The 20,187-nt window shown below is 58.9% G+C and carries 14 protein-coding genes; 12 read left to right on the plus strand and 2 right to left on the minus strand.

Annotated features, from left to right (window positions below; translation table 11 throughout):
• Positions 1 to 56: 56 nt before the first annotated feature.
• A complete protein-coding gene (gene pgm / locus ACIPIZ_RS00300; RefSeq protein WP_064389890.1) occupies positions 57 to 1,703 on the plus strand; it encodes a phosphoglucomutase (alpha-D-glucose-1,6-bisphosphate-dependent) in 1,647 nt (548 codons plus the stop codon).
• 125 nt (positions 1,704 to 1,828) lie between these two features.
• On the opposite strand, the gene ACIPIZ_RS00305 is transcribed toward pgm, so the two are convergent.
• A complete protein-coding gene (locus ACIPIZ_RS00305; RefSeq protein WP_064389891.1) occupies positions 1,829 to 2,524 on the minus strand; it encodes a pirin family protein in 696 nt (231 codons plus the stop codon).
• 277 nt (positions 2,525 to 2,801) lie between these two features.
• Here ACIPIZ_RS00305 and ACIPIZ_RS00310 point away from each other — a divergent pair, with 277 nt between their 5' ends.
• Complete coding sequence (locus tag ACIPIZ_RS00310) at positions 2,802 to 5,276, plus strand: UvrD-helicase domain-containing protein (protein ID WP_401163225.1); 2,475 nt, start codon at positions 2,802 to 2,804, stop codon at positions 5,274 to 5,276.
• 49 nt (positions 5,277 to 5,325) lie between these two features.
• On the opposite strand, the gene ACIPIZ_RS00315 is transcribed toward ACIPIZ_RS00310, so the two are convergent.
• Positions 5,326 to 5,598 carry a DUF1652 domain-containing protein gene (locus ACIPIZ_RS00315; protein ID WP_064389893.1) on the minus strand — a complete coding sequence of 91 codons (273 nt, stop codon included), beginning with the start codon at positions 5,596 to 5,598 and terminating at the stop codon, positions 5,326 to 5,328.
• A gap of 264 nt (positions 5,599 to 5,862) precedes the next feature.
• Between ACIPIZ_RS00315 and ACIPIZ_RS00320 the strand changes: the two genes are divergently transcribed.
• The 10 genes from ACIPIZ_RS00320 (at position 5,863) to ACIPIZ_RS00365 (ending at position 20,177) form a co-directional block, all read left to right on the plus strand.
• Positions 5,863 to 6,678, plus strand: a complete 816-nt coding sequence (locus ACIPIZ_RS00320; protein ID WP_401163227.1) for a helix-turn-helix domain-containing protein — start codon at positions 5,863 to 5,865, stop codon at positions 6,676 to 6,678.
• Between the two features lie 52 nt (positions 6,679 to 6,730).
• Positions 6,731 to 8,137, plus strand: a complete 1,407-nt coding sequence (locus ACIPIZ_RS00325; protein WP_064389895.1) for an FAD-binding oxidoreductase — start codon at positions 6,731 to 6,733, stop codon at positions 8,135 to 8,137.
• Positions 8,138 to 8,167: 30 nt separating this feature from the next.
• The gene (locus ACIPIZ_RS00330) at positions 8,168 to 8,512 is read left to right on the plus strand and encodes a cupin domain-containing protein (protein ID WP_401163229.1); all 345 of its coding nucleotides are present in this window, start codon (positions 8,168 to 8,170) and stop codon (positions 8,510 to 8,512) included.
• A 55-nt stretch (positions 8,513 to 8,567) separates the two neighbouring features.
• Positions 8,568 to 9,653 (plus strand): polyamine ABC transporter substrate-binding protein, encoded by a 1,086-nt coding sequence (locus ACIPIZ_RS00335; RefSeq protein WP_064389897.1) that lies wholly within the window; start codon positions 8,568 to 8,570, stop codon positions 9,651 to 9,653.
• 457 nt (positions 9,654 to 10,110) lie between these two features.
• Positions 10,111 to 11,577: a serralysin family metalloprotease gene (locus ACIPIZ_RS00340; RefSeq protein ID WP_064389898.1), complete on the plus strand. Its 1,467-nt coding sequence runs from the start codon at positions 10,111 to 10,113 to the stop codon at positions 11,575 to 11,577.
• 93 nt (positions 11,578 to 11,670) lie between these two features.
• Positions 11,671 to 12,099, plus strand: a complete 429-nt coding sequence (locus ACIPIZ_RS00345) for an AprI/Inh family metalloprotease inhibitor (protein WP_401163232.1) — start codon at positions 11,671 to 11,673, stop codon at positions 12,097 to 12,099.
• 203 nt (positions 12,100 to 12,302) lie between these two features.
• Positions 12,303 to 14,078, plus strand: a complete 1,776-nt coding sequence (locus tag ACIPIZ_RS00350; protein ID WP_105706258.1) for a type I secretion system permease/ATPase — start codon at positions 12,303 to 12,305, stop codon at positions 14,076 to 14,078.
• Positions 14,075 to 15,424 carry an HlyD family type I secretion periplasmic adaptor subunit gene (locus ACIPIZ_RS00355; RefSeq protein ID WP_401163234.1) on the plus strand — a complete coding sequence of 450 codons (1,350 nt, stop codon included), beginning with the start codon at positions 14,075 to 14,077 and terminating at the stop codon, positions 15,422 to 15,424. Before ACIPIZ_RS00350 ends, ACIPIZ_RS00355 begins: the two co-directional genes overlap by 4 nt.
• A 2-nt stretch (positions 15,425 to 15,426) precedes the next feature.
• Positions 15,427 to 16,797 (plus strand): TolC family outer membrane protein, encoded by a 1,371-nt coding sequence (locus ACIPIZ_RS00360; protein WP_401163237.1) that lies wholly within the window; start codon positions 15,427 to 15,429, stop codon positions 16,795 to 16,797.
• A gap of 428 nt (positions 16,798 to 17,225) precedes the next feature.
• Complete coding sequence (locus ACIPIZ_RS00365) at positions 17,226 to 20,177, plus strand: autotransporter domain-containing protein (RefSeq protein ID WP_401163239.1); 2,952 nt, start codon at positions 17,226 to 17,228, stop codon at positions 20,175 to 20,177.
• Positions 20,178 to 20,187: the final 10 nt, after the last annotated feature.

Consider the following 20,187-nt stretch of genomic DNA (forward strand, 5'->3'; position numbering starts at 1 on the left):
AAACTGCCAGTAAACTGCGCTGTATTTCCTGAACCACTCGATCTCAGAGGTTTTGCATGACACTCAGTCCTTTTGCGGGCAAACCGGCACCGGCAGAATTGTTGGTCGATATCCCGCGACTGGTAACGGCCTACTACACGGGCCAACCTGATGCATCGGTTTCCACTCAGCGAGTGGCGTTCGGTACTTCCGGACACCGCGGCAGTTCCTTCGATTTGAGTTTTAATGAATGGCACGTTCTGGCGATCAGCCAGGCCATCTGCCTGTACCGCGAAGCCCAGGGCATTACCGGCCCGTTGTTCGTCGGCATCGATACCCACGCCTTGTCGACCCCGGCCGGCGCCAGTGCGCTGGAAGTTCTGGCAGCCAACGGTGTGACCGTGATGATCGCCGAGGGTGACGAATACACCCCGACGCCCGCTATCTCGCACGCAATTCTTTGCTACAACCGTGGCCGTACCTCGGGCCTGGCTGACGGCATCGTCATTACGCCGTCGCACAACCCGCCGCAAAGCGGTGGCTACAAATACAACCCAACCAACGGTGGTCCGGCCGATACTCACATCACCAAGTGGATCGAAGCCAAGGCCAACGAACTGCTGGCCAACAAGCTGGCCGGGGTCAAGCGCATCAGCTACGAGCAGGCGCTCAAGGCTGGCACGACCCATCGCCACGATTACCTGAATACCTACGTTGCCGACCTGATCAACGTCATCGATTTCGATGCCATCCGTGACGCCAAATTGCGTCTGGGCGTTGATCCGCTGGGCGGAGCAGGGGTGCGCTACTGGTCGGCCATTGCCGAGCACTATCGTCTAGACCTGGACGTGGTCAACAAGGAAGTCGATTCGACTTTCCGTTTCATGACCGTCGACTGGGACGGCCAGATTCGCATGGACCCATCGTCCAGCCACGCCATGCAGGGCTTGATCGGCTTGAAAGAGCGTTTCGACGTGGCGTTCGCCTGCGACCCGGATCACGACCGCCACGGTATCGTCACGCCGTCCGGTGGTTTGCTGGCGCCGAACAACTATCTGGCCGTGTCGATTGATTACCTGTTCCAGAATCGCCCGCAATGGCGTGCCGACGCTGCCGTCGGTAAAACCGTGGTCAGCAGCGGTCTGATCGATCGCGTTGCCAAACGTCTGGGACGTCGCTTGTATGAAGTGCCGGTCGGTTTCAAATGGTTTGCCGAGGGTTTGTTCGACGGCTCGCTGGGTTTTGGCGGGGAAGAGAGCGCCGGCGCGTCGTTCCTGCGCAAGGACGGTGGTGTCTGGAGCACTGACAAGGACGGTCTGATTCCGGCCTTGCTCGCGGCTGAAATGACTGCCCGCACGGGGCGCGATCCAAGCCAGGCTTATCGCGCGCTGACCGATGAACTGGGCGAGCCGTTCTCGGTGCGTGTCGATGCCAAGGCTAATCCTGAACAAAAAGCCTTGCTGAGCAAACTGTCGCCGGCACAGGTCACTTCCACTGAACTGGCAGGCGAGAAGATCCAAAGCATCCTCAGCCACGCACCGGGTAACGATCAGGCGATTGGTGGCTTGAAAGTGATGACCGAAAACGGCTGGTTCGCAGCGCGTCCATCCGGCACCGAAGACATCTACAAGATCTACGCCGAAAGCTTCGTCAGCGACGACCACCTCAAGCAACTGGTGGCCGAAGCGCAGACGTTAGTGGATGGCGCTATTTCGACCAAATGATCCGAGCCTGCAGATAACCCAGTAGAGAGGGGATAAATCTCCCCAAAATACGGAGTTTGCAAAGCGAAGATAAAAAAGGGGCAACCGTCATGGTTGCCCCTTTTTTGTGGCTCGCGTTCAAACGATCAAGCCAGATCCACCAAAACGATTTCACTGTCTTCAATCGCCGTGACGGTCAGCACCTGCTCATGCGCAACCGCGACACCGTCTCGAGCTTGCGCACGCAAGCCGTTGACTTCAATCACGCCGGTTGCTGGCACCAGATAGGCGCGGCGTCCTTCATCCAGTCGATACTCTGCGGTTTCCCCAGCCTTGATATTCGCAGCCACCAAACGTGCATCGGCCCGAATGCGCAGGCTCTGGTCATCGCCGTCCTTGCCGCTGGCCAATGTCACGAAGCCTTCACGCTCGCCCTTTGGAAACGGTTTTGCACCCCACGAAGGCGGCGCGCCGGTTTCGGTGGGCAGAATCCAGATCTGGAAGATCTTGGTGTCATGCGCTTCCAGGTTGTACTCGCTGTGCGCAATGCCGGTACCGGCACTCATTACCTGCACGTCGCCCGCTTCAGTACGGCCTTTGTTGCCAAGATTGTCCTGGTGAGTAATCGCACCTTCACGGACGTAAGTGATGATTTCCATGTCGCGGTGCGGATGCTGCGGAAAACCGGTACCTGCGGCGATGATGTCGTCGTTCCACACGCGCAGATTGCCCCAGCTCATGCGCTGCGGGTCGTAATACTCGGCGAACGAAAAATGGTGATGAGCATCCAGCCAGCCGTGATGGGCGCCGCCCAGCGAGCTGAAAGGTCTGAGTTCAAGCATGATCGTCTCCTCAAAAGGCTCGTCATGGGGCGCGATGGTTGCACCCGACACGAGACCGTTGGTTTATGACGGCGATCATCTATCAGTTAACCATCGATAAAAAGCGTAAAAAGTGCGGCATTATTATCTAAGTTATTGATGAGAACGCCACTCGAAATCGTCTGGTCTCACCTTCAATTGATCGCCTAAACCAATGACCTGTAAGCATTTCGCTAGAACTCAACGGCAAATACAGACACCATAGCCGCAACAGCCTCACACACTGGAGCCCGTCAGCGTGGCGCAACACACTCCCGATCTTCCCTCCGAGCTTCGCCCTTTGGCCGAGATGCCATGGTTCAAACGCTTGGCCGCGCGCTTTTTTGGCCACGGATTGACGCGATTGCGCGCCCAGCATCGTGCTTCATGGTTGCATGGCCAGGCAGATGGCTTTCGCAGCGGGCACACCGCTGGCGTCGAATATGGTTTTAGAGAAGGCAAGCTCGAAGGTCTGGAAGAGGGTCGGCAAGTCCTGCTGATCCGCGACAGCCGAAGCACCGAGCATCGTCCGCCGAGTGTCGACAATCATCTGTTCGACGATTGGCGGCTGCCGCTGACGGCCGAGCTGAAAAAGCGCATGAAGGCCGATGTCGCGCGTTTGTTGCCTGAGCATGCGCAACCGAGCGTTGCGCAATGGAAAATGATATTCAGCGATACGCCGTCGACCTCGGTGGTGGCTGGCGCCGGTGCCGGCAAATCCACCACGCTGGTGTTGCGCATCCTGCTGTTGACCCATTACCTCGGCTTCGAGCTGGACTCGATGACGGTGGTGACCTTCACTCGCGAGTCGCGCAAGGATTTCGTCAATAAGTTGATCGAGCTGTTCGCACTCTGGGATCAGGCACTCACACTGAAACAGGCGCGCGAGCTGGTGCGAACCTTTCACTCGCGGATCTTACCGATGATTCGCAGCCTGCCCGGATTCGAGCGCTTGCAGGCATTCGAGAACCTTAGCCTGCGGCCACAGGGCGGCGACGAGGAGGTTGATAGCAATCCGTTCGACCTGCGCATCAACGATGCACAACGCCAACAATTGAACGCCTGCTATCACCGGTTATTCAACGAGGACGAGCGTTTCCGCCAGTTGATTCAACCGCTGTCGCGCGCAGGATTGCAGCTCAAGGAACTGGAGCGCGATCATCCTGACGTACAGAAACGCATGGCGGTGACCGAATTGGCAGCCAAGCGCGACGAGGAACTGTGCGATGCCATCGAGGACCTGTGGTTGCGCGCCGGCGCCTGGCCGATCAAAGGCATTGAGCCGAACCGGCAGACCTTTGATATCAATGGGTCGACGTTCCATTGCCACGGGTATATTCCGACACTCGATGCTTGGGTAGTGCTTGGCTTTGATCCCCGGGAGAATCCTCAGGCTTGCCGCCCCAACGCCAAGCTGTCAGTTCGGGCGGAGTGGGCAGTAAAGCGCACCCTGTTTCAAGCTTTCTGTCGTAAGCCATTGATCTGGATGGATAGTTACGAATCATCAAAGCGTGTTTTAGCGACCCTGGCAGGCGATGCCAGCGCGGGGCCCGGGTTCGACTACAAGGTCAAAGGCGAGTTGGCATCGGCGCCTTTGCTCGATTGTTTTGTCGCCGCCGCAGGCTTTATCGAGAATCTAGGGCTGGATGTTCCGGACGCTGTCGGGCGCATGAGTTTTGCCAAGGACGACACGGACCGGTTTTTCTTTGAAGCCCTGAGCCTGTTCTGGCGGGCGTTTGAAGATCATTTGCTGGACCAGAAACCGCCGGTGATGACGTACAACCGCATGTTTGCGCTGTTCAGCGAGCATTCGCCAGAGAATCTCAAGCTGTTGAGTGATGAGCTGCTGCGGCCGATGTCGCACCTGATGGTCGATGAATTTCAGGATGTGTCGCCACAGATCGTCTCGTGGATCCGCGCCAGCCTGACTGAAATCCGCAGTCGTGGACCGGCGATGCACGTTGGTCGGGGAGCGCAGCGCTCGTCGTTGTTATGCGTGGGGGACGACTGGCAGTCCATCTACGGATGGCGGGGCAGTTCGCCGAGTTACTTCATGGAGTTCAACAAGGAATTCCCGTCGCCGAGTACCACGCGGGTGATGCTCAGTGAGAATTATCGCAGTCATCAACACATCATCGACGCGGCCGAGCACATTGTCCGGGCAGCGCCGGCGATTCCCGGCAAGAAGGCCAAGGCCAGCGGCGAGCCGAAGCATTTGCAGCCGGTCAACGTTCTGCAACGCGATGATCAGGACTTGGGGCGGCGCCTTGCCGAACACTACCGCCAAGGTCATTCAATCTTGATGTTGTATCGAAAAAGTAGCGATAAGTCATTGATTGAAGAGCATATTCAAGCAGTAGTTAATGTTGATTCGAGTTTGCCGTACGACGCTCGCAGGCTGAAGCAATTGACTTATCACAGTGCCAAGGGTCTGCAAGCCGATGCAGTGTTTCTGCTAGGTGATTGCCAGCATCTGACCAGTTCGCCTTACAAGAATCAGGTCTACCGCATGGCCGGGCTGGGCAAAAATGGCGACAGCGAACCGTATGACACGGCGCAAAAGGACGAAATCCTGCGCCTGGCTTATGTCGGTATTACCCGCGCTGTCAGTCATTGTTATTGGTATGTCGAGCCGCAGGATACTCAGGCCGTTAACATGCCACGGGCGTCCGACCGGGTAAGCAAAGGCAAAGCGTTCTTCGCCGATCACCGACTGGAAAAGTCTATCGCCTGACCATAAAAAAGCCCGCAAGAATGCGGGCTTTTCGTTTTGAATCAGACGCTTATGCGTAGCTCCTGAGAGACTCTGGAGGTACAAAGGCTTCCAACTCATCCTCCACCGCTTCAATAATTCGCTCGACATCAGCGGCATTCATCACCGTAGCGCACGGTATGCCGGCGATGGCGATCATCGTTTCACCACTGACTCGATCGAACAAACGGGCAATCATGCTGCCCGGCGCATCCATTGTTGCCTCGAAACCCATGGGATGAAAATGCCAGCGCATCAGCTGGCAAGCGTTGGGGAACGTGACTTTGCTTGACCCTTTATTCATGTGTTGCCCGCCTTCTTCATCGAGCGCTTCCGTTTGCTCATGTTAGGTGGGAAGAGCCTTCATTGGCTCAACCGGTGACTGACATTAAAAGTAGCATCTCGATGTGAAATTCCTGTGAGAGTTTTCAGTTCATTTGGCGATTGCTTTGATTTTTTTGATGTATGTCACGCTCGGTGAGCGTCATGGTCAAATGGCCACTATCTATGGGCCATTGCTGCCAGTGTCGAATTTGGGCAAGCTCGACTCTTTTGCGATGAGCATTTTATGCACGCCGAAGACGACGGCCCCGACCAGAGCGAAGCCACGTCCGCCACGGTCATGCGCTACCACTTGAGCTGGAAGCATCGGGATCTGGACAGCGTGATGGCGCTGTATCACGCGGACATTCAATACAACGATTTTTTTCAGAACCGTGTTCTCGGCCTTGAAGAGTTACGCGAGTACGTGCGCGTCAGCATGCCGCGAGAATCCGACGAACTGCTCGAGCATTGCGATCGAATCCGCGTGGATGGCAACACCGCGTTCATTCAATACGAAGTGACTCTGCGTGGCGGTGAGGGGCTGGTGTCATTTCGTTCCAGCGAAGCGATCACGGTCAAGGACGGGCTGATCTGGCGCGTCAATGAATATGCTTCTCTGGTGCGCACACAAAGCAATGGCAGCACCACGGCGAGCCAGCGGCCGGCAGTCAGTCGCCTGGGTTTGTCGCCACGCCAACTGAGTTTCATGGCTGAAGACCTGCAGCAATACTTCGAAAGACAACAAGCCTATCTCGATCCCGAACTCGACCTGCAGCGGGTAGCGAAGGAGTGCGGGTACAGTCGCAATCAGATTTCCTACCTGCTCAATCAGGTGTTGGGGCAAAGTTTCTACCGTTACGTCAATCAGGCGCGCCTGCAGCATTTGCTCCGTTCGCTGGACAATGCCGCGCCACCCGTGCGCATCGATGAGCTGGCGTTCGCCGCCGGGTTCAATTCGTTATCGGCGTTCTACAGCTGCTTCCGCCAGCACACCGGGCAGTCACCGAAGGCTTACGCCAAACAAATTTCTTTGCGGACACGCGCGCAAGACATCGGCTGAGCTCACGCACTAGGATCGACGCCATCGAAGGTTTTCAGTGGCGGAGTCTTGCATGCCGGCGTGGCGCACTATTAGCTTGTGGATGGATCAACTCGATGAGCCGCTGATTGCGCGGCCTGAGCTTGAGCGGGACCTGGACGTCGACGTGGCGATCATCGGTGCCGGCTACACCGGATTGTGGACTGCGTATTACCTGAAGAAACTGGCCCCCGGCCTGAACATTGCCATCGTCGAGGCGCAAACCGCCGGCTTCGGTGCTTCCGGCCGCAATGGCGGCTGGCTGATGGGGAATCTGCTCGGCGAGGATCGGCTGCTGGCCGGTTTGTCGCCAGAGCAGCGCCGAGCCTCGTTCGACCTGCTGCACAGCATTCCCGATGAAGTCGAGGTTGTCCTTGAGCGTGAAGGCATCGCCTGCGACTACCGCAAGGGCGGCGTTCTTTACTGTGCTGCGCGCTATCCGGAACAGGAAGCCACCCTGCGCGACTACTTGAGCAAACTGCACGCCCAAGGCTTGACCGACAACGATTACCGCTGGCTCAGCCCCGAGCAACTGGCGCAGCAGATCCGTGTGGCCAAGCCTTATGGCGGCATTTATGCGCCGCACGTGGCGACCATCCATCCGGCCAAACTGGTGCGCGGTCTGGCGCGGGCCGTGCAGAACATGGGTGTGAAAATCTACGAAAATAGCCCGGTCACCCATTGGCAGTCGGGCAGCCTGCGTACTGCGAAGGCCAGCGTGCGCAGTCACTGGATCGTGCCGGCAGTCGAAGGTTATTCGGTGACCTTGCCGCCGTTGGGTCGCTATCAGTTACCGGTGCAGAGCCTGATCGTCGCCACCGAGCCGTTGTCTGCCGCCACTTGGGATGAAATCGGGCTCAATCGTGGGCAAGCGTTCAGCGAGTTCAGCCGCCAGGTCACGTATGGCCAGCGCAGCGCCGACAATCGCCTGATCTTCGGCGCCCGTGGCGGCTACCAGTTTGCCGGCAAGCTGCGGCACAACTTTGACCTGACCCGCGATGAAGTCGAACTGCGCCGCTATCTGTTCGGCGAGCTGTTCCCGCAACTGAAAAACGTGCAGATCACCCACGCCTGGGGCGGCAACCTCGGCATGTCCCGACACTTCAAACCGCACATGCTCTGCGACCGCGCCAACGGCATTGCATTGTCGGGCGGTTATGGCGGCGAGGGCGTTGGCGCCAGCAATCTCGGCGGCCGTACCTTGGCGGATCTGATTCTGGAGCGTGACAGCGAACTGACTCAACAGCCATGGGTGCTGCCCGACGGCGCGATTCATGCGTTGCGCGCGTGGGAGCCGGAGCCATGCCGCTGGCTCGGTTACAACGCAATCATCAAAAGTTTTGTCCACGAAGACCAGACCCTGGCCAACCCGGCGACCGCGCCATGGCGGCGCAAACTGGCCAGTCAGGTGGCGGGCTTCATGGAAGGTTTCATGCACTAAACGTCGTTTATCGAACAGACAGGTCAGACCATGAGTATTACGCAATTCAAGAACACCGCGACATTGCCACTCGACGAATCCAATCCGGTGGCGGTGCCGCTGGGCGAGCCGGTCGCGGTTGCCTCTACCACCAGCGTCGAGCGCGACGACGGCGTCGAAACCGGCGTCTGGGAATGCACCCCCGGACGCTGGCGCCGGCAGATCACCGCACAGGAATTCTGCCATTTCATTTCCGGGCGCTGCACGTTCACCCCGGACGGCGGGGGTGAAACCCTGCACATACAAGGTGGCGACGCACTGATGTTGCCGGCCAACTCGCTCGGCATCTGGGATATCCAGGAGACCGTGCGCAAAACCTACGTGCTGATTTTCTGATCGCTTGATCCCTTTGATTGCCTGCCAACAAAAAAACCTACACAGGAATCGCCCCATGATCCGAAAGACCCTTGCTCTGGCACCGCTGATGCTTGCCGTTTCCCTCGCTCAGGCGGCGGAAACGGTCAAGGTGTACAACTGGTCCGACTACATCGCGCCAGACACCACGAAGAATTTTCAGAAAGAAACCGGCGTCGGCGTCACGTATGACGTCTACGACAGCAACGAAACCCTCGACGGCAAGTTGATGACCGGCAAATCCGGCTACGACGTGGTCTTTCCGTCCAACCATTTCATGGCCCGGCAGATTCAAGGGGGAGCGCTGAAGAAACTCGACAAGAGCCAGTTGCCGAACTGGAAGAATCTCAATCCAGTGCTGCTCAAGGCCTTGCAGGTCAACGATCCGAACAACGAGCATGGCTTCCCGTATCTATGGGGCAGCACCGGCATTGGCTACAACATCGCGAAAGTCAAAGCGGTGCTGGGCGACAACGCTCCGGTGGATTCCTGGGACTTGATCTTCAAGCCCGAATACATGGAAAAGCTGCAGAAGTGCGGCGTGGCAATTCTCGACAACGGCCCGGAATTGCTCCCGGCGGCGCTCAACTATCTGGGCTTGCCGCCCCACAGCAAAAATCCCGAGGACTATAAGAAGGCCGAAGCCTTATTGATGAAAGTGCGGCCGTACGTCAGCTATTTCCATTCCTCGAAGTACACCAGCGACCTGGCCAACGGCGATATCTGCGTGGCCGTCGGCTTCTCCGGCGACATCCTGCAAGCGGAAAACCGCGCCAAGGAAGCCAAGAACGGTGTCGACATCGGCTACAACATTCCCAAGGAAGGCGCGGCAATCTGGTTCGACATGGTCGCCATGCCCGCCGATGCCCCGGACGAGAAGGCCGGTTATGCGTTCATGAATTACCTCCTGCGCCCGGACGTCATGGCCAGCATCAGCAACTACGTGCACTACGCCAACGGCAACGAGCAAGCCGACAGCCTGATCGATCCGGCAATCAAGAACGACACCAAGGTTTATCCGAGTCCGGAGATGATGGGCAAATTGTTCGCGCTGGAAGCAATGCCGCTAAATATCGACCGCATCCGCACGCGGGTTTGGAACAAGATCCGGACTGGTAGCTGACTCGCTTTTCCCCTGTAGGAGCTGCCGCAGGCTGCGATCTTTTGATCTTGCTTTTGAAAGGCAAAGTCAAAAGATCGCAGCCTCGTTTCACTCGTCAGCTCCTACAGTTTGGGTGAGCCGTTTGGTTGATATCAATACACTGGCATCGCACTAATAAAGTGCAGCAAATTGAGACGCGCCTAACAAAAAACAACTTACCCATATTTAATATTTAAATAGAAAATCGTCAGACAATTAGGCAAGAGCCGCACAACTAAAACATTCTTTCATCGCCACACGCTTTGTTTACGGCAGTTTCCCGAAACACTCCGGTTTGATCTCAAAAAAATCCTTTACGTCAGATTTCAAATTGTGTCAGGTTTCTGATGCCTTCATTGGGCGAGTGATAGGACTATCTCGCCAGAGATTGTCGCTATCGGACAAAAACTGTTCCATTGCTAAACAAGGAAGTGTGTTTATGTCGAAAGTTAAAGCTAATGCTATTGATACCGCCGAACAGGCTTTTTTGCTGTCTGCGGCGCCGCAACCTCTGGCCGCAGCCAGCTCGGCGTTTAACCAGATCGATAGCTTCAGCCACCAATACGATCGTGGCGGCAACCTCACGGTCAATGGCAAACCCTCCTTCTCCGTCGACCAGGCCGCAACCCAGTTGCTGCGCGACGGCGCTGCCTACCAGGACAAGGATGGCAGCGGCAAGATCGAACTCACCTACACGTTCCTGACTTCGGCATCGTCCAGCACGATGTACAAACACGGGATCAGCGGGTTCAGTCAATTCAGTGCACAACAACAAGCCCAAGCCAAGCTCGCCATGCAATCCTGGGCAGACGTGGCCAACGTGACCTTCACCGAGAAAGCCTCAGGTGGTGACGGCCACATGACTTTCGGTAACTACAGCGGTGGCCAGGATGGCGCTGCAGCGTTCGCCTATCTGCCAGGCACCGGTGCTGGTTATGACGGCACCTCGTGGTACCTGATCAACAGTGGCTACACGCAGAACAAGAACCCGGATCTGAACAACTACGGTCGTCAGACCCTGACTCACGAAATCGGTCACTCATTGGGCCTTGCTCACCCTGGCGACTACAACGCCGGCAATGGCAACCCGACTTACAACGATGCGTCCTACGGCCAGGACACCCGCGGTTACAGCATCATGAGTTACTGGAGCGAGAGCAACACCAACCAGAACTTCAGCAAGGGCGGCGTAGAAGCGTATTCCTCCGGCCCGCTGATGGACGATATTGCTGCGATCCAGAAGCTCTACGGTGCCAACACCACCACCCGTACCGGTGACACCACCTACGGCTTCAACTCCAACACTGGTCGTGATTTCCTCAGCGCTTCGTCGTCGAGTGACAAAGTGGTGTTCTCGGTGTGGGACGCGGGCGGCAAGGATACGCTGGACTTCTCGGGCTTCACCCAGAACCAGAAGATCAACCTCAATGACGCCTCGTTCTCCGACGTTGGTGGCATGGTAGGCAACGTGTCCATCGCCAAGGGCGCGATCATCGAGAACGCCATCGGTGGTTCGGGCAACGATCTGCTGATCGGCAACAGCGTAGCCAACGAGCTCAAGGGCGGTGCCGGCAACGACATCCTCTGGGGTGGCGGTGGTGCTGACAAACTGTGGGGCGGTGCGGGTTCGGACACGTTTGTGTTCGCAGCCAGCTCGGACTCCAAGCCAGGTGCGATCGATCAGATCCTCGATTTCGTCAGTGGTCTGGACAAAATCGATCTGACCGGAATCACCAAAGGCGCCGGCCTGCACTTCGTCAATGCCTTCACCGGTGCGGCGGGCGATGCAGTGCTGACTTCGTCGGGCGGCAACAGCCTGCTGTCGGTGGACTTCTCCGGGCATGGCTCGGCTGATTTCCAGGTCAGCACCGTAGGCCAGGCGGCATTCAGCGACATCGTAGCGTGATGTGAAGCAGGAAAGCGGCGCGTGATGCGCCGCTTTCTCTCCTTGCATCGTGTTGCTCTGTAAGCAAGGCTACACGCCGGAGCGAATATTCCCATGATCTACAAAGCTTTTCCCTACAAGGCAATGGCGTGGCTCGCGGCGGCGCTGATCACGATTTCAGGAGAAAACAGCATGGCAAGCAGCCTCAGACTCGAAGAACCCTCGGTGTTGGCCGGCCAGTGGCAGGCAACGTTGTCTACCCGGGATGAAGACCCGCAAGCGCAAAAGCAGCAGGACAAGCCTTCGAATACTTGCCTCGTCGAATTGCTCGCAAACAAGACTTTGGGTCAAGGCGCTGACTGCCTGGGCGCATGGCTTGATGAAGCACCGATCGGCTGGTTTCCCGATCCTGACGGCCTGTCGATCACCGGCAAGGAAGGTTCCAGAATCCAGTTCTTCAGCCGACAACGTGACGGGCTGTACTTGACCACTTTGAAGTCGGGTCTGATGATCACGTTAACGCACACAGTGAAACAGCCTTGATTATCGAATCCGCGACAAAGTTTTAATATAAAGCGCCACAAGCTGGTTATAAGAGACGCCGAATGACAACTGCACCGCTGTTAATTACGCAAGTTGTTATGAAAGTGTAAGCGGGTACTTGCAAGTCATCTTTCGCAGGTAAGCGGAACATTAATTGAGGCCTCGTCCAAGTGTGGCGAGACCGAACATTTCAGGAAGAATCAATGAAGATGGCGAAGGCCCCAGCCACCGCTCCGTTATTCAAGGCTTTGGGTGACTATAAAAGCATCCTGATCAGCGTCGGCTGCTTTACCGCGCTGATTAACGTGCTGATGCTGGTGCCCTCCATCTATATGCTTCAGGTCTATGACCGGGTGCTGTCGTCGCAGAACGAAACGACCCTGGCGATGCTGTCGTTGATGGTCGTCGGCTTCTTTGCCTTCATCGGCATGCTGGAAGTGATCCGCAGCTTTATCGTGATCCGCATCGGCAGCCAGCTGGAGCGCCGCTTCAACCTGCGTGTTTACCAAGCGGCGTTTGAACGCAATCTGTTCAAGGGCGAGGGCAACGCCGGGCAATCCCTGGGCGACCTGACGCACATTCGCCAATTCGTTACTGGGCCGGCGCTGTTCGCGTTCTTCGATGCGCCGTGGTTCCCGGTCTATCTGTTTGTGATCTACCTGTTCAACGTCTGGCTCGGCGTGCTCGCTACCGCGGGCGCACTGTTGCTGATAGGGCTGGCGTGCCTGAACGAATACATGACCAAAAAGCCGTTGGGCGAAGCCGCCGGTTATTCGCAGAAGTCCAGCCAGTTGGCCACCAGCCATTTGCACAACGCCGAAACCATTCAGGCGATGGGCATGCTCGGTTCCCTGCGCAAGCGCTGGTTCCAGGTGCACTCGCGTTTCCTCGGCCTGCAAAATCAGGCCAGTGACACCGGTGCGGTGATCAGCTCTCTCAGCAAAACCCTGCGTCTGTGCCTGCAATCGCTGGTGTTGGGGCTGGGCGCATTGCTGGTGATCAAGGGTGACATGACCGCCGGGATGATGATCGCCGGTTCGATTCTGATGGGTCGTGTCCTGAGCCCGATCGACCAGTTGATAGCGGTGTGGAAACAGTGGAGCGGGGCGAAGCTGGCTTACCGCCGTCTCGATGCACTGCTGCAAGCGTTCCCGCCCAGCGACGACGCCATGGCGCTGCCGCCGCCGAAAGGCCAGATCACCTTCGAACAGGTCAGCGCCGGCCCACCGGGGCAACGTGCGGCGACCCTGCAGATGGTCAATTTCAATCTGAATGCCGGCGAAGTGCTCGGCGTGCTCGGGGCTTCCGGTTCCGGCAAATCGACGCTGGCCCGCGTACTGGTCGGCGTGTGGCCAACTCTCGGCGGCACGGTGCGCCTCGATGGCGCGGACATTCATCGCTGGAACCGCGACCAGCTCGGCCCGTACATCGGTTATCTGCCGCAAGACATCGAACTGTTCAGCGGCAGCATCGCCGAGAACATCGCCCGTTTCAGCGAGGCCGATCCACAGAAGGTCGTTGCCGCCGCGCAACAGGCCGGCGTGCACGAAATGATCCTGCGCCTGCCGCAAGGCTACGACACGCAACTGGGCGAGGACGGCAGTGGCTTGTCCGGCGGCCAGAAGCAGCGCGTGGCCCTGGCGCGTTCAATGTACGGCACGCCGAGCCTGGTAGTGCTGGATGAACCGAACTCCAACCTCGACACCGTCGGCGAAGCAGCGCTGGCCAGTGCCATTGCCGCGCTCAAAGCCCAGGGCACCACGGTGGTGCTGGTGACGCATCGCTCTTCGGTGCTGGCCCAGGCTGATAAATTGCTGGTGCTCAACGACGGGCGTCTGCAAGCCTTCGGCCCGAGTCAGGACGTGCTTAAGGCACTCTCCGGCCAGCAAGAACAACAACGGGAAAAAGCTGCACAGGCACCGGGCGGGCTCAGCATGAGCCGACAGTATCAGCCCTCGACAAGGAATTCGGGTGTATGAGCAGCGCAAGCATGAACACTGAAAACGAAGCGAGCATGGAGCACGCGTACATCACCGAACGCCCGGAACGCGACGCAAAGTTCTTCGCGCGCATGGGCTGGATTCTGGCGATCGTCGGTGCCGGCAGTTTCTTCACCTGGGCGGCACTGGCGCCGCTCGATCAAGGCATTCCGGTGCAAGGCACGGTGGTGGTCTCGGGCAAGCGCAAAGCCGTGCAGTCAATGAGCAGCGGTGTGGTCAGCCGGATTCTGGTGCGCGAAGGCGAAATCGTGAAGCAGGGCCAGCCGTTGTTCCGCCTCGATCAAACGCAAGTCGCCGCCGACGTGCAGTCGCTGCAAGCGCAGTACCGCATGGCCTGGGCCAGCCTCGCGCGTTGGCAGGCCGAGCGCGACAACCTCAAGCAAGTGACCTTTCCGGCAGAGTTGAGCAACGACCCGGACCCGCGCCTGGCACTGGTTCTGGAAGGGCAGCGGCAACTGTTCAGCAGCCGTCGCGAGGCGTTCTATCGTGAGCAAGCAGCATTGCGCGCGAGCATCGAAGGCGCCACCGCGCAACTGGCCGGCATGCGCCGCGCCCGCACCGATCTGAATGCCCAGGCCGACTCGTTGCAACAACAGTTGAGCAACCTGCAACCGCTGGCCGACAACGGTTACATTCCGCGCAACCGCTTGATGGAATACCAGCGTCAACTGTCGCAAGTGCAGCAACAACTGGCGGAAAACACCGGTGAAAGCGGCCGGGTCGAGCAGGGCATCCTCGAGTCGCGCCTGAAGCTGCAACAGCACGGCGAGGAATACCAGAAGGAAGTCCGCACGCAACTGGCCGAGGCGCAACTGAAGAGCGTCACCCTGTCGGAGCAACTGACTTCCGCCGGTTTCGACTTGCAGCACAGCGAAATCATCGCCACCGCTGACGGTGTGGCAGTCAATCTTGGCGTGCACACCGAAGGCGCTGTGGTGCGGCAGGGCGAAACCCTGCTGGAGATCGTCCCGCAAGGCACCACGCTGGAAGTGGAAGGGCACCTGCCGATCAACCTCATCGACAAGGTCGGCTCGCATTTGCCGGTGGACATCCTGTTTACCGCGTTCAACCAGAGCAAAACCCCGCGTGTACCCGGCGAAGTCAGCCTTATTTCCGCCGACCAGATGGTCGATGAGAAAACCGGCGTGCCGTATTACGTGCTGCGCAGCAGCGTCAGTGATCAGGCCATGGAAAAACTCAACGGGCTGGTGATCAAGCCCGGCATGCCGGCAGAAATGTTCGTGCGCACCGGCGAACGTTCACTCCTCAACTATTTGTTCAAACCGCTGCTCGACCGGGCCGGCTCCGCGTTGACCGAGGAATAAGGATGTTCGGCTGTATGAATAAGCTTTCCATACTCGGGGCGGCAATGATGCTGCTCGCGAGTCACTCAGCGGTAGCGGCCATGGGGCCGTTTGAGATTTACGAACAGGCACTGCGCAATGACCCGGTGTTCCTCGGGGCGATCAAGGAGCGTGATGCGGGTCTGGAGAACCGCGCCATTGGCCGTGCCGGCCTGCTGCCGCGCCTCGGTTACACCTATAACAAGGGGCGCAACTCGTCGAAAGCCACTTCCCTGGATGACCGCGCGCGCAACCGCACCGACGACCGCAACTACAGCAGTTACGGCTCGGCCTTGACCCTGCAACAACCGCTGCTTGATTACGAGGCTTATGCCGCGTACCGCAAAGGTGTCGCGCAGTCGCTGTTTGCCGACGAAAACTTCCGTGGCAAAAGCCAGGAATTGCTGGTGCGCGTGCTGGATAACTACACCAAGGCGCTGTTCGCACAGGATCAGATCGACATCGCTCAGGCGAAGAAGAAAGCATACGAGCAGCAGTTCCAGCAGAACGAACACATGTTCAAGCAGGGCGAGGGCACCCGTACCGACATTCTCGAAGCCGAGTCGCGCTATGAGCTGGCCACTGCCGAAGAGATCGAGGCGCGTAACGAGCAGGATGCCGCGCTGCGTGAATTGGGCGCACTGGTCGGCGCACCGGCGGTGGATATCGGCGATCTGGCGCCACTGGATCAGAACTTCCAGACCTTCGCCCTGCAACCGGCCAATTACGATACCTGGCACGAGATGGCGGTCAGCAACAACCCGAATCTGGCTTCGCAACGTCAAGCCGTGGAAGTTGCGCGCTACGAAGTGGAGCGTAATCGTGCCGGGCATCTGCCGAAAATCAATGCCTATGCCTCGATGCGCCAGAACGAGTCGGAAAGCGGCAACACCTATAACCAGCGCTACGAAACCAACACCATCGGTTTTGAAGTCAGCGTGCCGTTGTATGCCGGTGGCGGTGTGTCGGCGTCCACGCGTCAGGCCAGCCGCAGCATGGAACAGGCGGAGTACGAGCTAGATGGCAAGACGCGCGAGACGTTGATCGAACTGCGTCGGCAGTTCAGCGCCTGCCTGTCCGGAGTGAGCAAATTGCGTGCTTATCAGAAAGCGCTGAGCTCGGCTGAAGCGCTGGTGGTGTCCACCAAGCAGAGCATTCTCGGTGGTGAGCGCACCAACCTCGACGCACTGAACGCCGAGCAGCAACTGTTCACCACGCGCCGCGATCTGGCGCAGGCGCGGTACGACTATCTGATGGCCTGGACCAAGTTGCATTACTACGCCGGGACCTTGAACGAGCAGGATCTGGCGCGGGTGGATGAGGCTTTTGTGGTCGCTCACCAGCCCTCACCCTAACCCTCTCCCAGAGGGAGAGGGGACTGATCGGGGGATATTGCAGACGTACACCGACTTGAACGAGCGTCACCGAATCCAACACCGACCCGGTGTTTCAGGTCGATGCACGACGCAAGACACCTCGGTCAGCTCCCTCTCCCTCGGGAGAGGGCTGGGGTGAGGGAAATGCTCTACCGAATCCATAATCGACGCGGTTTTTCAGGTCGATGTACGACGCAAGACACCTCGGTCAGCTCCTTCTCCCTCGGGGAGAGGGTTGGGGTGAGGGAAATGCTCTACCGAATCCATAATCGACGCGGTGTTTCAGGTCGATGTAAGACGCAAGACACCTCGGTCAGCTCCCTCTCCCTCGGGGAGAGGGCTGGGGTGAGGGGGACAGGCAACACCGCAAAAGAACCTGCATAAAACAATAAAAGTGAGTGGTGAACATGGACGTACGCATCAAGCCGATTTCGGTCGGCACCCTGCTGCTTGTGATTTCTGCAAACCAGGTTCAGGCGCAATACCTGGAAACCGGTAAACCCGGCAACGCCGCCAGTTGGCGCAGTGCCGAATTCCTCCGTGACTGGGGTCTGGAGCGCATGCAGGCCGACCAGGCCTACGCCGCCGGCATCACTGGCAAAGGCGTGAAAATCGGCGCGCTCGATTCCGGTTTCGCTGCCGACCACCCGGAGTTCGCCACGGATCGTTATCACCCGGTACTGGCGAGCGGAAGCTACGTTGACGGCACGCTGTTCAACGTCGATGGCACCCTCAATCCCAACAACGACTCCCACGGCACTCACGTGGTCGGCACCATGGGCGCCTCGCGCGATGGCGGCGGCATGCACGGCGTGGCGTACAACGCGCAGATCTACGTCGGCAACACCAACAAGAACGACAGCTTCCTGTTCGGCCCGAATCCCGATCCACGTTATTTCAAAGCGGTGTACGACGCCTTGGCCGATGCTGGCGTGCGGGCGATCAATAACAGTTGGGGCAGCCAGCCGCCGGATGTCAGCTACCGCACCCTCGCGGATCTTCACGCCGCCTACGCGCAGCACTGGAACCAAGGTACCTGGCTCGACGCCGCTGCCGATGTCTCGCGGCGTGGCGTGATCAACGTGTTCAGCGCCGGCAACAGCGGCTACCCGAATGCCAGCGTGCGCTCGGCGCTACCGTACTTTCAGCCGGATCTGGAAGGTCATTGGCTGGCGGTGTCCGGGCTCGATCAGAGCAATCAGCAGAAGTACAACCAGTGCGGCATCGCCAAGTATTGGTGCATCACCACACCGGGGGCGAAGATCGACAGCACCATTCCCGGCGGCGGTTACGCGATCAAGTCCGGCACCTCAATGTCGGCGCCGCACGCCACCGGCGCTCTGGCGCTGGTGATGGAGCGCTACCCGTACATGAACAATCAGCAGGCGCTGCAAGTGCTGCTGACCACAGCCACGCAACTGCACGGTTCGGTGACCGACGCACCGACAGAACGAGTCGGTTGGGGCGTGGCCAACCTGCAGCGGGCGATGCGCGGCCCGGGGCAATTACTTGGCGCGTTTGACGCGAATCTGCCTGCCGGACAGCGCGATGTCTGGAGCAACGACATCTCGGATAACGCACTGATCCAGCGTCAGCGCGAAGACCTCGCCGAACACAGCGCCTGGCAGCAGACCCTGCAGGCCAAAGGTTGGCAAAACGGCATCCCCAGCGGCGCCAGTCAGCAGGATCAGACCGATTACGCGGTCGGCATGGCCCGTGATGCAGCGGCAGCGACGCGGGTGTATCAAGGCAGCCTGATCAAGTCCGGCGGTGGGCAATTGCTCCTCAGCGGCGACAACACCTACCGCGGCCCGACCACGGTCAACGGCGGTTTGCTCACGGTCAACGGCTCGCTAACCTCGGCGGTGACGGTCAACGCCAGCGGCACCCTCGGCGGTTCCGGGAGCATCGGCGCATTGCTCGCCAACAGCGGCGGTCGCGTGGCGCCGGGCAATTCCATCGGCACCTTGAACGTGGCTGGCGATGTGACTTTCGCAGCGGGTTCGACCTACGCGGTGGAACTGTCGCCCATCGCCAGTGACCGCATCGTCGCCGGCGGCAGCGCGACCATCAGCGGCGCTACCGTCAGCCTGTCACTGGAAAACAGCCCGACGCTGCTGAGTACTGCCCAAGTGCAAAGTCTGCTCGGCCATCAGTACAACATTCTGCAAGCGGCCGGCGGCATTCAGGGCCAGTTCGGCGCGGTGTTGCCCAACTACCTGTTCATCGGCGGCAGCCTCGATTACGCCGCCAGCGGCATTCAACTCAACATCGAACGTAATGCCACATCCTTCGCCAGCATTGGCCAAACCCCGAACCAACGCTCGGTGGCCGCTGCGATCGAAGGGCTGGGCGCCGCTAACCCGGTGTTCGAAAGCCTGCTGCTGTCGTCATCCGCGGCATCCGCGCAACAGGCGTTTCAACAATTGAGCGGAGAAATCTACCCGGCGCTCGGTTCGATGCTGATCAACGACAGTCGCCAATTGCGCGATGCGGTGGACGAGCGTTTGCACAACGCGACGGCGGCGCAAAGCAATGGCTGGGTCAAAGCACTCGGCGCCTGGGGCAGCACCGATTCAAGCCACGACACGGCGGGTTACAGCACTTCGATTGGCGGCTTGCTGGCTGGTGTCGACGGCGCGCTGGATGAGCAGACACGCATTGGTCTGGTGACGGGTTACAGCGACAGTTCGTTGAGCATGGGCTCGGGCACGCATTCTTCGGCCAAGGTCGACAGCTATCACCTCGGCGCCTACGCGGGCCACGACATCGGCGCGTGGCGACTGAGTACTGGCGCGGCGTACAGCTGGCATCGCGGCGACGTCAAACGTGATCTGCAGTACGGCGAGGTCAGCGCCAAACAGAAGGCCAAGGTCGATGCGAGCACCACGCAAGTGTTCGGCGAAGCGGCGTATCAACTCCACCTGCAACCGTTGGCGCTGGAGCCGTTCGTCAACCTCGCCTATGTGCACGTCGACACAGAAGGGTTTACCGAGAAGGGCGATGCCGCCGCGCTGAAAAGCTCGGGCGATCAGCGTGACGCGGTGCTCAGCACCCTCGGCGTACGAGCGATCAAGACCTTCAATCTGTCGCCAGCGCAATCGCTCGATGTCAGCGGCCATCTCGGCTGGCAACACAGCCTCAGCGACATCGATGCCGAGCAACACCTGCGCTTCGCCAGCGGCGCCACGCCTTACCGCGTCGAGAGTTCGGCGCTGGTGCGCGACGCCGCGCTGGTCGGCGTGCAAGCCAGTCTGGCGCTGAGCCGCGACGTACGCGTGAACCTTGATTACAACGGACAACTGGCCAGTCGCGAGAAGCTTCATGGCGTTGGCCTGAGCCTTAACTGGCAGTTCTAAGCAAGATATC

It is taken from the genome of Pseudomonas sp. NPDC087690 (genome assembly GCF_044743175.1).
GTDB lineage: Bacteria > Pseudomonadota > Gammaproteobacteria > Pseudomonadales > Pseudomonadaceae > Aquipseudomonas.

Coding starts and splice junctions, on each gene's coding strand:
- pgm (WP_064389890.1), top strand. CDS start 57: ATGACACTCAGTCCTTTTGCGGGCAAACCGGCACCGGCAGAATTGTTG.
- ACIPIZ_RS00305 (WP_064389891.1), bottom strand. CDS start 2,524: ATGCTTGAACTCAGACCTTTCAGCTCGCTGGGCGGCGCCCATCACGGC.
- ACIPIZ_RS00315 (WP_064389893.1), bottom strand. CDS start 5,598: ATGAATAAAGGGTCAAGCAAAGTCACGTTCCCCAACGCTTGCCAGCTG.
- ACIPIZ_RS00320 (WP_401163227.1), top strand. CDS start 5,863: ATGCACGCCGAAGACGACGGCCCCGACCAGAGCGAAGCCACGTCCGCC.
- ACIPIZ_RS00325 (WP_064389895.1), top strand. CDS start 6,731: ATGCCGGCGTGGCGCACTATTAGCTTGTGGATGGATCAACTCGATGAG.
- ACIPIZ_RS00330 (WP_401163229.1), top strand. CDS start 8,168: ATGAGTATTACGCAATTCAAGAACACCGCGACATTGCCACTCGACGAA.
- ACIPIZ_RS00335 (WP_064389897.1), top strand. CDS start 8,568: ATGATCCGAAAGACCCTTGCTCTGGCACCGCTGATGCTTGCCGTTTCC.
- ACIPIZ_RS00340 (WP_064389898.1), top strand. CDS start 10,111: ATGTCGAAAGTTAAAGCTAATGCTATTGATACCGCCGAACAGGCTTTT.
- ACIPIZ_RS00345 (WP_401163232.1), top strand. CDS start 11,671: ATGATCTACAAAGCTTTTCCCTACAAGGCAATGGCGTGGCTCGCGGCG.
- ACIPIZ_RS00350 (WP_105706258.1), top strand. CDS start 12,303: ATGAAGATGGCGAAGGCCCCAGCCACCGCTCCGTTATTCAAGGCTTTG.
- ACIPIZ_RS00355 (WP_401163234.1), top strand. CDS start 14,075: ATGAGCAGCGCAAGCATGAACACTGAAAACGAAGCGAGCATGGAGCAC.
- ACIPIZ_RS00360 (WP_401163237.1), top strand. CDS start 15,427: ATGTTCGGCTGTATGAATAAGCTTTCCATACTCGGGGCGGCAATGATG.
- ACIPIZ_RS00365 (WP_401163239.1), top strand. CDS start 17,226: ATGGACGTACGCATCAAGCCGATTTCGGTCGGCACCCTGCTGCTTGTG.